The organism is Casimicrobium huifangae, from assembly GCF_009746125.1.
In the GTDB taxonomy this organism is placed as follows: Bacteria; Pseudomonadota; Gammaproteobacteria; order Burkholderiales; family Casimicrobiaceae; genus Casimicrobium; species Casimicrobium huifangae.
Map to the genome: position 1 here is coordinate 815,346 of NZ_CP041352.1, position 12,572 is coordinate 827,917.

11 protein-coding genes are annotated in these 12,572 nt (G+C 62.6%); 6 read left to right on the top strand and 5 right to left on the bottom strand.

The genetic code is table 11. The features are described 5' to 3' along the window. Positions 1-38: 38 nt before the first annotated feature. Positions 39-1,277 (top strand): glycosyltransferase family 4 protein, encoded by a 1,239-nt coding sequence (locus FKL89_RS03665; protein ID WP_156861429.1) that lies wholly within the window; start codon positions 39-41, stop codon positions 1,275-1,277. A gap of 70 nt (positions 1,278-1,347) precedes the next feature. Here the strand turns inward: FKL89_RS03665 and FKL89_RS03670 are convergent, their stop codons facing one another. The 5 genes from FKL89_RS03670 to FKL89_RS03690 all read right to left on the bottom strand — a co-directional run bounded on the left by FKL89_RS03670 (position 1,348) and on the right by FKL89_RS03690 (position 6,952). Further along, a complete protein-coding gene (locus FKL89_RS03670) occupies positions 1,348-1,587 on the bottom strand; it encodes a hypothetical protein (RefSeq protein ID WP_156861431.1) in 240 nt (79 codons plus the stop codon). 41 nt (positions 1,588-1,628) lie between these two features. Beyond that, positions 1,629-1,859, bottom strand: a complete 231-nt coding sequence (locus FKL89_RS03675) for a hypothetical protein (protein WP_156861433.1) — start codon at positions 1,857-1,859, stop codon at positions 1,629-1,631. 155 nt (positions 1,860-2,014) lie between these two features. Then, positions 2,015-2,902: a phytanoyl-CoA dioxygenase family protein gene (locus FKL89_RS03680; protein WP_156861435.1), complete on the bottom strand. Its 888-nt coding sequence runs from the start codon at positions 2,900-2,902 to the stop codon at positions 2,015-2,017. Positions 2,903-3,124: 222 nt separating this feature from the next. Continuing rightward, positions 3,125-4,435: a peptidylprolyl isomerase gene (locus FKL89_RS03685; protein WP_156861437.1), complete on the bottom strand. Its 1,311-nt coding sequence runs from the start codon at positions 4,433-4,435 to the stop codon at positions 3,125-3,127. A gap of 48 nt (positions 4,436-4,483) precedes the next feature. Beyond that, positions 4,484-6,952, bottom strand: coding sequence for an LPS-assembly protein LptD (locus FKL89_RS03690; protein ID WP_156861439.1), 2,469 nt, complete (start codon positions 6,950-6,952; stop codon positions 4,484-4,486). 143 nt (positions 6,953-7,095) lie between these two features. Here FKL89_RS03690 and FKL89_RS03695 point away from each other — a divergent pair, with 143 nt between their 5' ends. The 5 genes from FKL89_RS03695 (at position 7,096) to FKL89_RS03715 (ending at position 12,423) form a co-directional block, all read left to right on the top strand. After that, entirely contained in the window at positions 7,096-8,145 is a 1,050-nt protein-coding gene (locus FKL89_RS03695) for an aminoglycoside phosphotransferase family protein (RefSeq protein ID WP_156861441.1), read from the top strand. After that, positions 8,142-8,864, top strand: a complete 723-nt coding sequence (locus tag FKL89_RS03700; protein WP_156861443.1) for a nucleotidyltransferase family protein — start codon at positions 8,142-8,144, stop codon at positions 8,862-8,864. The genes FKL89_RS03695 and FKL89_RS03700 overlap by 4 nt, the downstream gene beginning before the upstream one ends. Before the next feature lie 29 nt (positions 8,865-8,893). Then, a complete protein-coding gene (locus FKL89_RS03705) occupies positions 8,894-10,921 on the top strand; it encodes a M3 family metallopeptidase (RefSeq protein WP_181955215.1) in 2,028 nt (675 codons plus the stop codon). A 98-nt stretch (positions 10,922-11,019) separates the two neighbouring features. Continuing rightward, entirely contained in the window at positions 11,020-11,616 is a 597-nt protein-coding gene (locus tag FKL89_RS03710) for a glutaredoxin family protein (protein ID WP_156861447.1), read from the top strand. A gap of 21 nt (positions 11,617-11,637) precedes the next feature. Then, entirely contained in the window at positions 11,638-12,423 is a 786-nt protein-coding gene (locus tag FKL89_RS03715; protein WP_156861449.1) for an exodeoxyribonuclease III, read from the top strand. Positions 12,424-12,572 lie beyond the last annotated feature (149 nt).

Here is a 12,572-nt window from a genome sequence, read left to right on the forward strand (position 1 = left end):
ATGATCTGCCCGCCCCGCGTACGGCGCGCTCACCCCCGGTGAGCGACGCCTCCCAAAAACCCTGCATCCTGATCATCGGCGAAGCCGTCGCACCGACCGGCTTCGCGCGGGTGATCCGCAGCGTGTTCTCGCGGCTGACGGACCACTACGAGCTGCACCAGCTCGCCACCCGCTACGACGGCGGGCCGCATGACTGGCCGTGGACTCTGCACATCGCCTCGAAGGGCACCAGTGTTTATGGCTACGATCAGGTGGTGCCGCTGGTGGAGACCTTGCGGCCAGCGCTCGTCTTTCTGCTTTACGATATTTCGTTCCAGCCCGTCTATTGGGCGCAACTGCGCCGCGCGAGCTGGCGACCGCCGGTGGTGATGTACACGCCGGTGGAGGCGGGGCCGATCGCGCCAGAGATCATTGAGCCGCTGGAGGGCGTCGCCCGCTACGTCATGTACAACGAATTCGGGCGCGGTGTCATCGCCGATTCGCTGGCAGCCATTCGCACGCGACGACCGGACTTCGGCTTTTCGCCGCTGGACGTGATTGCGCACGGCGTGGATCAGGATCACTTTTTTCCGCTATCAGCATCGGCGGCCGGCTCCGCCAACGAAGTGGCCCGCCGCCTCGCCGCGCGGCAGCAACTGGGTATTGATACGCCGGAGACGCGCGGTGCCTTCATCGTGCTCAACGCCAATCGCAACATGCCGCGCAAGCGGATTGATCTCACGCTGCAGGGCTTCGCGCAGTTCGCGCGCGACAAGCCGGCCAACGTCAAACTCTATCTGCACATGGCGACCGAGGACAGTGGCTGGAATGTTCTGCTGCTGGCAAAGCGTTACGGCATCTTCGACCGCCTGATCATGACCCGCGCCGACAACCAGCGGCCGGCATTCGACGATGCGACGATGAATCTGCTCTACAACGCCTGTGACGTCGGGCTGACTACCAGCACTGGCGAGGGCTGGGGCATGGTCGCCTTTGAGCATGGCGCCACCCGTGCGGCGCAGGTGATGCCGCGGCACACCTCGCTCGCCGAGTTGTGGGATGGTGCGGCCGAATTCGTTGAGCCGGTCAGCAGCATGACCTGGCCGGGCAATCTGACCGAAGGGCAGGTGGTGTCAGCAGAGGGCGTGGCAGCGGCGCTGCAGCGGTTGTACGAGGATTCGGCGCACCGCGACAGTCTTGCCCACCGCGCATACGCAAACGCACACCGGCCGGAGTTCGCATGGGATGCGGTCGCCGCGCAGTGGCGGCGTTTGCTCGACGATACGATCTCGCGCTGATCTCACCACGACTGCGCCGACGTGGCGTAACCGCCACTGTCGAGCGACGCCGGACATTTATTCAGGCGAACTACTCGACGTAGAGCCCGAGCGTCACTGCCTTGCCGGTTCCAGTCGAGGGGATGACGATGGTGAATGGCGTCGCGTTGGGGCCAGTGCTGTTGACTGAAAAACCGACCTGTACGTTGGTCTGGTTGTCGTAGTACGGCAGGCTGGCGGTATCCCCGGCATTGATTGATCCGCAATCGGCCGAAACCGCGTTACTGATCGAATAAAACAGTTGTTGTGGCGTGTTGTTGGCGAGCAGCATGATGTTCCTTGAATGGAGTGCGTCGTTCCGGGCGTCTGCGCTCAGGGGGCTACCAGGGCCATCTCGACCTGATTGCCGGTTTGCGATTGCGGGATGGTCACCTCGAAGTAGGCATTGCCTGTCGACGGCAGAAATTCGACCGTGACATTGGTCTGGTTGTCATAGCCGGGCAGGTCAACGAGACCATCCACAGCGATCGAACCACAGTCACCCATACCGGCTGCCGAAATCCAGTACTGCACCGGCACGCCGGTTTCATTCACTAACAGCATTGCTTCCCTCCGGGGTTGGTTATTGGCGCCGATCAACTAACCGCTGCAGAGCACACGTACTAACCGGTTCTGATCGCGCCGCGAGTATCGGAGCCACCCATGCCATTGTCAAGGCGCCAATTGTGACCACCACGGGTACCAGCCTGCAAAGCCGTTCAGAGATCGTCGCTGAGGCGGCGCCCACCACGATAGCTGCCATCGTGGCCGACGCGGAAGTCGTTGCGGCCGGACGCATCGGTGCCGCGCAATAACCAGATTGGGCGCGTCGCGTAGTCCACGCGCACCGCGCCTTGTGCGCTCTGCATCACGTTGTCGGCCGCGCCACGCTCGAACACCGAACTGGCTGGCATATAGCGCACCACGAATCCGGCGCGGCGATGGTCGCTCCGATTGGCCTCCGAGCCGTGGATCAGATACACGTCATGCAACGAAAACTCGCCGGCGCGCAGGCTGTCGTCACGGGCCAGCGATTCATCAATCGCCTCGGGCACGACCTCCTCGGGCAGCACCAGCCCCGGGTCGGCGTTGTGGCGATGCGCGAGCACCCGGCCATCGCGGTGCGAGCCGGGCAGGTAGCGCATGTTGCCGTTCTCGGGCGTGGCGTCGTCAATGGCGATCCATGCGCTTACCGTAGCCAGCGGGCGCATCGGCCAATATTTGCCATCCTGATGCCACGGGATTTTGCGCCCGGTGCGGGCGGGTTTGCAGAATACCTGCGAGCCCCAGAGCACGATGTCCGGGCCGAGCAACGCTTCCACGCAATCGAGAATTTCCGGCCGGGTCGCGTAGCCGAACCATTCGGCGGCGATGGCTATCGCGGCGTGGTCGTTACCAAGGCCAAGCGCCGGGATGTGCGGGCATATGAGTGATTCCGGCGCCACATCGTCGCGAAACGCGAGAAGCTTTTCGAGCGATTGCTGCATCGCTGTCCGCACGTCCGCAGCGAGGCGGACGGGAGCGACAATCAAGCCCTGCTGGCGATAGTTTTCGTGCGCTATCGCATCCAGCGCGGGGGTGGTAGAACGAATCTGAGACTCAATCACCCCTGCATCATAGGCGTCGCAGCGAGTTCAGAAGCGCTGCGTCTCGTTCCTTCAGCTTTGCACCAGGAACCCCATTCAGCCGGGGCCGAGCCGCCGAAAAGCGGTAGGGTCGACTTTTTTGGAAAAGACGCTGCACGCCCTTTGTTTTCGGCGTCTCTACCCAAAAGCTGTTGCGTCAACTGAGCGCAGCGCTGTGCCCGGTGGCGCAGCGGCCACCAAGGGCTAGCTCTCGTTCAGCTTGATCTCGACGGTTGCACGGTCGCGCTGTTCGCGCAGCCAGGTCTGGAAGGCTTCGTCTGCCTTGCGGTCGCGCAGGGCGACACGTGCGCTTTGCCGCGTGCGTTCGCGGGTGACGTCCTGACTGCGACGTTCGGTGACCTCGAGCAGGTGGTAACCAAACTGCGTGCGGACCGGGCCAACGACGGTATTCAGCGCCGCCTTTGCCATCGCGGCTTCGAATTCGGGTACGGTTTCGCCCGGCGATACCCAACCGAGTTCACCGCCCTTTTGTGCGCTTCCATCCTCGCTGCCCAGTTTGGCCACGTCTTCAAATTTGGCGCCACCGGCGATACGGTCACGCAGGCGCTCGATCTTCGCCTTTGCCTCGGCTTCGCTGACCAGATCGTTCACCCGCACCAGAATGTGACGAGCCTTGCTCTGCTCGACGACCGCCTTCTGCTCGCCCTGACGCTTGTCGATCAGACGAACGATGTGAAAGCCATTGGCGCTGCGCAGTACGTCACTGATCTGGCCAGCCTGCAGCTTGCTGGCGGCGTCGGAGTAGAGGGCCGGCAGACGGTCGGCCTGCCGCCAGCCGAGCGAACCACCCTGCGCGGCATCGTTGGAGTCAGAGAACACGGCCGCGATCTGGCCAAACGGCGTGCCGGTCTTCAACTGGCGTAGTGCCTCTTCGGCGCGCTTGCGGCGGGTTTCCACCTGATCCGGCGTGGCCTGCTCGGGCACCAGCACCAGGATATGGGCGAGCTGATACTCGGCCTGATTGGCGCCCTGCGCCTTGGCCAGCGCCAGATAGTTGTCAATTTCGCTGTCGGTCACCACCACACGAGACTCGATTTCGCGGTCGCGCACGCGGTTGATGATGATCTCGTTCTTCAATTCGTCGCGAAACTTCTCGATGGTGACGCCGTCATTGCGCAGCGCGGCGGCGAACTGCTGCATCGACATCTTGTTTTCCGCTGCAATCCGCTGCAGCGACGCATTCACCACCTCATCATCGGCGCGGATGCCGTATTCCTTGGCGTACTGCAGCTGCACCTTCTCGTTGATGAAGCGCTCCAGTACCTGGGCGTCGAGTTCCGCCTCCGGCGGCGTGGCGACGCCCTGCCGTTTGAGCTGGGCGACAACGGCACGCTTCTGCTCGTTCAGCTCATAGCGGGTAATCACCTCATCGTTTACTACGGCGACAACACGATCAACGAGCTGGACGCGTCCGCTCTGCGCGTGCAGCGGAAGACTGATCGTGGCCAGGGCAGTGAGGATGGCAGCAATCGGGGCAAGGGCGGGCGTTTTCATAGGGTACGGAGCATTGACTTGGGTAGCAGGCAGGGGCCTGGCGGCGAATTATGGAATGTACGGTGCGTAGGGCGTTCCCGGATTCCACGGAGCGAACATCGGGCTGCTGGGGGCTTCCGGCTCGTCGATGCGACGGCGCGTCGGATTTTCATAGAGCAGAGAATAGCCCGGAATGTTCCGCTTCAGCACGTCGAGCGGATTCGATCCCACCCGGCCGAGGCCGTTGAGCTCGAGCTGCAGGAAGAAGGTATTGGTCGCTGTCGTGGTGGTGGTGGCGATGCGCTGCGCGACGGCTCGCACCACGTAACAGCAGCCGTCGAATTCCAGGCCGAGCACGCTTTCGGTCAGGCGGCGGTCTGCGATTGAGTAGTTGACGCGGCCAACGGCGTAGATATTGCGGTAGACCGGCCACTGCCCGGCGATATCGACCTGCTTGACCTGCACCGGTCCGGTGTTGGTGACCAGCTCGCGGATTGCCCGATAGTTGATGTTGAGGGTCCGCGATCGCTCGGGGGTGTAGCGCAAGCCAAGGGAGTAGCGCTCGGTTTGGCCCTGATTGGCGTTGTATTGCGCGTTGCCTTCGACGTACAGCGCGTCGGTGATGCGACCGTTGGCCGAGAACAGCAGGTCGGAGCTGTTGCTGTCGCGCTTGCTTTCACCAGGCAGGGTGACCAGCTGGTCGGCGAAGTAGACCCGCCCGCCCACCGTGAGGCGCAACCGTTCCTTTTGCGAGTCGGCGTCGAACAGGCGTGAGGTGAGCCCTACCGACAACTGGCGTGTGTCGCCGATGCGATCCTGGCCGACGTAGCGGTTTTCGCTGAACAACTGCAGCTGATTGAAATCCGCCAGTGCAGTGTCGAATACCGGCGTTTCGCTCTGATTGCGATACGGGATATAGGTGAACATCGCGCGCGGTTCGAGCGTTTGCACGAAACTGCTGCCAAAGATCGAGGCATTGCGCTCGAAGCGCAGGCCAGCGTCGATGCTGCTGACGGGAAGCACTCGCGTGGAGTCGCGGTAGTCGTCGAAGGTGCCGGTCAGGCGGTAGCGGGTGGCATGCAGGCCGACCTTGGGCGTGACGAAGAAACCCGGTGTGTCATACCGCCAGGCGACCGTGCCATAGCCATAAGCGCGGTAACCGGACGGCAGCGCCGCGTTGGGATACTGGAAGCGGGTGACGTCGCTGCTCAGTTTCAGCTCAAGCGGAAGATCGGCGAGTGGCTTGTACACCGGCGATTCGGCCGATAGCTGTGGCACCCGATCGTATGGCGGCAGCACCAGCGCGCCCGGGTCCTGCAGCGTCTGGAAGCGTTGCGCCTTGGCGGTCAGCAGCCAGTCGTTGTTGCGCCAGACCAGCGTGGCATCGCGCGGTAAGGTCGTGATCGACGTAATCGACACAAAGTCGGCGAGATCAACAAAGTAGCGTGAATCTGACACGTGGTTGTAGTTCACGGTCAGAGTCAGATTGGGCGTAAAGAACTGCGTGTGACGGATATTGGTGGCGTCACGCGAGGCGTCAGCGAGACGGTCGCGCGGCAGTATTTCACCGTTCCAGTCACCGATGGCGCGGCCCAACGGGGTGTCGAACAGGTAGCGGGCCTGACCATTGAACAGCACGCCGCGCTTGCTCATCAGGCGAGGCGTGAGCGTCGCGTCGTAATTTGGCGCCAGATTGAAGTAGTACGGCAACTGGATATCGAGACCGCGATTGCCGCTGGTGCCGTAAGTCGCTGCCAGAAACCCACTCTTGCGCTCGTTCCGCAAGGGGAAGCTGAACTGCGGCAGCCAGGCCACGGGCAGATTGCCCAGATAGATGCGCGCATCCCTGGCAACGCCGACCGAGGTGTTTTCGTCGAGATCCAGCTGGGCCACCTCCAGCCGCCACGCCGGTGCGTCGCCGACGCAGGTGGAGTAAGTGCCACGCTGGATACGGTATTGCTCCGGCCCGGTGAACTGCAGCTCCTCTGCCTTGCCGCGACCCTTGTAGAGGCCCAGCACAAAGGTCGGCTGCTTCATGAAGCCGGTTTCGGTATCGCGGCGGTATTCAAGTTCGGGCCCGGTTACCAGATCCTGCCAGGAGCGGATCACGACATTGCCGCGGGCGCGGATGGTGTCGATGTCGAACTCGTAACGCAACCAGTCGGACAGCACCTGCTTTGACGGTGAGCGCATGTCGACGGCACCGGTCGCCTCGACGAAACGGTTGTCTTCCCCCTGCGACTCGCGGGCGAAGATGGTGGTGGTTTCCTTGCCGTCAGGTGGTGGCGGCCGCAGCTGCAACGGGAAGCTGCCGTTCGACGTGATCGCCGAAGGGCAATAAATCGGCGCGAATTGGGGCGCACCAAGCTGCCCGGCCAACGCTGCGGCAATGGGCGTCGCCGTCGCCGCGCCAGCGGCCACTGCTGCGCCGCCGAGAGCCCCGGCCTGGCACGCGACTGCTGCCTGCGCGCCCGCCGACGCGCAGAGTGCAACCGCGAACACGAGTGCAGGGACGGGCGAATGGCGCTTGGCAGTCACGAAACAGTCGTTGGCGAGGCCAGGGATAAGCCCGGTCGCTGGTTGATAGACTTGCAAGTTTAGCCGACAAATCAAGCGCTTACGGGCGCATCGCCATGCCACAGGCCGTCGCCGGCGGCGAGTGGTCGCCATCTGCAGTTTCCATGCAACGAATCAACATTCCCCCCGCACAGGCTGACCAGCGTCTGGCTGACGCTACAGACTGGCTTGCGACGCTCGACGCCAGGTGGTCATCAATCGAACCGGCATCGGCCGACGCCAGTTTCCGCCGTTACTTCCGGGTGCGTTCAGCCAACGACGACTCGACGGCGATTGTGATGGACGCACCGCCGCCGAAGGAAGACGTGCGGCCGTTCCTGAACATCAGCCGGTTGCTTGCCAGTGGCGGTGTCAACGTCCCCGCCGTATACGCAGCCGATGAAGCACGCGGTCTGTTGCTGCTGGGGGATCTCGGCAATACGACGTATCTGCGCGCTTTGACCGATGCGGCAGACGGTGAACGACAGCGGCTGTTCACTGACGCCATCACCACGCTGGTGCAGTTGCAGCAAATCGATCCGGCACAGGCGGAAGTACCACTCGCACGTTACGACGCTGCGCTGCTGCGGCGGGAGATTGACCTGTTCCCCGAGTGGTATCTCGGCCGTCATTGCCAGATTGAGCTGACTGACGATGAGAAGAATGCCCTGGAACGCATCTACGCCGTGCTGATTGCCGGCGCCCTGGCGCAACCGACGGTGCTCGTACATCGCGACTACATGCCGCGCAACCTGATGGTGACTGGTGAGCGCAATCCCGGCGTGCTTGACTATCAGGACGCGGTGATCGGCCCGGTCAGTTACGACGTCGCATCGCTGATGCGCGATGCTTTCCTGAGCTGGGAGGAACCGCAGATCATCGACTGGGTGGCGCGTTACTGGGATCGTGCCCGCAAGGCCGGCTTGCCGGTGCGCGAGGATTTTTCCGAGTTCTATCGCGAGTTCGAGTGGATGGGCTTGCAACGGCACCTCAAGGTGCTGGGCATCTTCGCCCGCATCAACTATCGCGATGGCAAGCCGCACTATCTTGCCGACACACCACGGTTCGTGAACTACGTGCGTCACGCGGCGACGCGGTATCAGGCCTTCGCGCCACTGGGTTCGCTGCTGGACCGGATTGAAGGTACGGCAACCAAAGTGGGCTACACGTTTTGAGCGCATCGCCCAGTGGCGTGCCAGACGCGATGATCCTCGCCGCCGGGCGTGGTGAGCGCATGCGGCCGCTGACTGACCGCCTGCCGAAGCCGCTGATCCGGGTGCGCGGGGAGCCACTGATTGAGCACCACGTCCGCAAACTGGTGGCGATTGGTGTCCGTCGTATCGTCATCAACGTGAGTTATCTCGCCGATGTGTTGCAAACTGCGCTGGGTGACGGCAGTCGCTTCGGCTGCGAGTTGATCTACTCGGTGGAAGCCGAGCCTCTTGAATCCGGCGGAGGTGTCGCCACTGCGAGCGCTTACTTTCGCTCGACTTCGGTCCTGATAATCAGCGCCGACATCTATTCCGATTTTGACTACGCGCGCTTGCTGGCACCGGCGGCAGCCATTGAAAAAGGTCGGCAGCGCGCCCATTTCGTCATGGTGCCGCCGACACCGGGCGAGCCTGGCGGTGAATTTGCGCTGGACGAACGTTCAAATGATGGTGTCGGTCGCATCCATACGGGCGAGCCGCGGCTGACGCTGGCGAACATCGGCGTGCTGGCGACAGCACCTTGTCAGGCGTGGCCGCGCGGCGTACGTTTCAAGCTGCTGCCGCACTACCAACAGTGGGCTGCCGCAGACGAAGTGACCGGCGAATTGTTTACCGGCCCGTGGCGGAATGTGACCTCCGTGGCCGATGTAGAAGCACTGAACAGTGGCGGAATCCGGCAGTAATAGCAACCAATTTCAAGCAGTAAATCATCATGAATCCTCTTCTCGACTTTGCCTCGTTGCCCCGCTTTTCGGAGGTGTTGCCGGAGCATGTCAATCCGGCCATTGAACAACTCATTGCCGACGCGCGAACCGCCGTGTCGGTCGTTGAAAAGGCGGAGTCAATCACCTGGCAAACTGTCGTGGAACCATTGCAGGACGCCACCGAACGCCTGGGACGGGCATGGGGGGCTGTGGCGCATCTGAACGCTGTCATCAGCAGCCCGGCGCTGCGCGATGCGCACAACACCGCACTGCCCAAAGTCACCCAGTTCTTCACCGAGCTCGGGCTCAATCGGGCGCTGTTCGAGCGCTACAAGGCATTGTCGGAGGACGCAGCATCGCTCAGCGACGAGCAGCGTGCGCTGCTCGCGCACGAACTGAAGGACTTTCGCCTGAGCGGCATCGAACTCGAGGGGCAGGCACGCGAGCGCTTCGCCGCAATCCAGGAAGAGCTGGCCGAGACGCAGTCGAAGTTTGAGGACAATGTGCTCGACGCGACGAATGCATGGACGCATGATGTGCCGGTGGCTGATCTGGCTGGCGTGCCCGCTGATGTAGTCGCGACCGCTCAGGCAAAGGCGAAAGAGGCGGGGCTGGCCGACGGTGTTGCGCGACTGACCCTGCAGGGACCGTGTTACCTGCCGGTCATGCAATACGCCGAATCGGCTGCGCTTCGCGAGCTGATGTACCGGGCCTACGCCACGCGCGCCAGCGATGAGGGAGAGGTGCGCTTCGACAATGGTGCGGCCATCGCCAAAATCATGGCGTTGCGCGCTGAGGAAGCAAAGCTGCTCGGATTCCAGAACTACGCCGAGGTATCGCTGGTACCGAAAATGGCGAATTCGCCGCAGCAGGTGCTCGATTTCATTCGCGATATCGCACGGCGCGCGCGTCCTTTTGCCGAGCGCGATCTGGCGGAGCTGAGAGCCTTTGCCGCCGCCGAGCTGGGCATTGCCAATCTGGCATCTCCCGACGTCGCTTTCGCCTCGGAGAAATTGCGCCAGCAGCGCTTCGCTTTCAGCGACGAGGAGGTGCGCCAGTATTTCCCTGAGGACCGTGTGCTGGCCGGGCTTTTCCGCGTGGTTGAAAGCATTTATTCGGTGCGCATCGTTGAGGGCAAAGCCTCGGCGTGGCATCCGGACGTGCGCTTCTTTGAGGTGCTCGACGGCAGTGGCAGTCGCATCGGCGAGTTCTACTTTGATCTCTATGCCCGAGACAGCAAGCGTGGCGGTGCCTGGGCAGATTCGGCGCGTGATCGCCGCGTGCGCAACGGACAACTGCAGACGCCTGTTGCCTATATGACCTGCAACTTCCCGGCGCCGGTTGGTGACAAGCCGGCATTGTTCACGCATGACGACGTGATCACATTGTTCCACGAGTTCGGACACGGATTGCATCTGCTGCTGACCGAGGTTGGCACGCTCGGTATTTCCGGATTCGGGCACGTCGAATGGGACGCAGTCGAGCTGCCCAGCCAGTTCATGGAGAACTATTGCTGGGAGTGGGACGTGCTCTCGCACATGACACAGCACGTCGAAACCTGCGAACCCCTGCCGCGCGCGCTGTTCGACAAGATGCTGGCAGCGAAGAACTTCCAGGCAGGGCTTGGCACCTTGCGACAAATGGAGTTTGCGCTGTTCGACATGCGGCTGCACGCCGACAACATCGGCGCAGATCGCGCTGCCCTGCTCAAGCTGCTTGGCGAAGTACGGGCTGAAGTGGCCGTAATGCAGCCCCCGGCCTACAACCGCATGCCGTGGTCGTTCGGGCATATTTTTGGCGGTGGCTACGCCGCCGGCTACTACAGCTACAAGTGGGCGGAAGTGCTCTCCGCCGATGCTTACAGCCGTTTTGAAGAGGAAGGTGTGTTGTCGCCGGTGGCGGGTAACGCCTTCCGCAAGGAAGTGCTCGGGCGCGGTGGCAGCCGCGACGCGATGACCAATTTCGTTGCATTTCGCGGGCGCTCGCCCACGGTGGATGCGCTTTTGCGGCACAATGGCATGGTCAGCCCGCAGTAGACGGGCGCCCGGGCGCGTTGTCGCGTCCCTGGCACGTGCAATCGCGCCATTCAGTCCCATTCAATCCGTCAGACCGGAAGAACGCTGGAGCTCTGCAAATGAATCGCCTGAATCTGTTTCGTCCGTTTTCCGCCGCGCTGATCGGCACGCTCGCCTTTTACGGGATCGCCTCGGCGCAGTCGGTGTACCGCTGGGTTGACGCCAATGGCCGTGTGCAGTATTCCGACCAACCGCCGCCTCCCGATGCCAAGAATGTGCAGCAGCGTAGCGTCACCGGCAATTCGATCCAGAACAACGAGCTGTCGTTGACTGCGCAGGACGCGCAGAAGAAAAACCCCGTCATACTCTACGTCAGTGAATGCGGCGAGGCCTGCGACGCGGCCAAGGGTTATCTCAACAAGCGCGGCATTCCGCACACCGTGGTTGATCCGACGCGCTCAATGGAGCTGAACAAGAAGTTCAAGGACGAGACCGGCGGCGAAGTCGTACCGGTCATCCGCGTGGGCGAAAAGCGGGTTTCCGGCTGGAGCGAGTCGAGCTGGGCATCCGCGCTGGACGCCGCGGGTTACCCGAAGACGCCGTCCTTCGCCAGACCGAAGCCACTGGAGGATCGTAGCGGGCTCGACAAGCCGGCGCCGAAGGAGCCCGGCAGCCCAGCTGGTGCGAATACACCCAATCCGAAGGCTGCCAGCTAGCCGCTCCGCCCGTCATCACGATTGAAGATCACCACCTGGAACGTCAATTCGCTGACCGCGCGGCTCGGTCGCGCTGAGGCTTGGCTGCGCGCCAACCAGAGCGATGTGCTCTGCCTGCAGGAACTGAAGCTCGAAACAAACAAGTTTCCGCATGAGATGTTCGCCGCGCTCGGCTATCGCGCGGCGGTGTACGGGCAAAAGACCTACAACGGTGTCGCCATCATCGTGAAGAACACACTGCCCGAGTTTGCCGACGTGCAGATGGGCGTGCCGGGTTTCGAGGACGAGCAGTGCCGGGCCATCGCGGCCACCGTCGGCGATGTGCGGGTGATCGACCTCTACGTCGTCAACGGCCAGGCTGTCGATTCCGACAAGTTTCAATACAAGCTGCGCTGGCTGGACGCCGTGAGCGCCTGGCTCGCAGAAGAGCGGGCGAAGCACCCCAAGCTTGTGGTGGTCGGTGACTTCAATATTGCCCCTACCGATGCCGACGTGCACGACCCGGCCGCGTGGGCCGGGCAGGTGCTCTGCACCGATCAGGAGCGAGCCGCGTTCAATCACTGGTTGAGCCTCGGGCTGGTTGATTGCTTCCGCAAGTTCGAACATCCACCGAAGACGTTTACCTGGTGGGACTACCGCATGCTCGCGTTTCCCAAGAACAACGGCCTGCGCATTGACCACATCCTCGCTACGCCCGCACTGGCCGATACCTGCACCGCGTGCGTAGTCGACCGCAACGAGCGGAAGGGCAACGCCGAAAACAGGCCGTCGGATCACGCGCCGGTGACCGCCACGTTTGCGGTTTGACCGTCAGTTCGAATTCGGCGCGATTGGCGTCGTAGGGCGGAACGCTGATGGTTCGCGCCGAACGCGATGGCGTATTGCACCGAATGTTGAGCGGCTCTCTGCGACCAGGACGGCACCGCAGGTTTCGCGCTACCAGGCCATGCCTGACG

Coding starts and splice junctions, on each gene's coding strand:
- FKL89_RS03705 (WP_181955215.1), top strand. CDS start 8,894: ATGAATCCTCTTCTCGACTTTGCCTCGTTGCCCCGCTTTTCGGAGGTG.
- FKL89_RS03710 (WP_156861447.1), top strand. CDS start 11,020: ATGAATCGCCTGAATCTGTTTCGTCCGTTTTCCGCCGCGCTGATCGGC.
- FKL89_RS03670 (WP_156861431.1), bottom strand. CDS start 1,587: ATGCTGCTCGCCAACAACACGCCACAACAACTGTTTTATTCGATCAGT.
- FKL89_RS03675 (WP_156861433.1), bottom strand. CDS start 1,859: ATGCTGTTAGTGAATGAAACCGGCGTGCCGGTGCAGTACTGGATTTCG.
- FKL89_RS03685 (WP_156861437.1), bottom strand. CDS start 4,435: ATGAAAACGCCCGCCCTTGCCCCGATTGCTGCCATCCTCACTGCCCTG.
- FKL89_RS03695 (WP_156861441.1), top strand. CDS start 7,096: ATGCAACGAATCAACATTCCCCCCGCACAGGCTGACCAGCGTCTGGCT.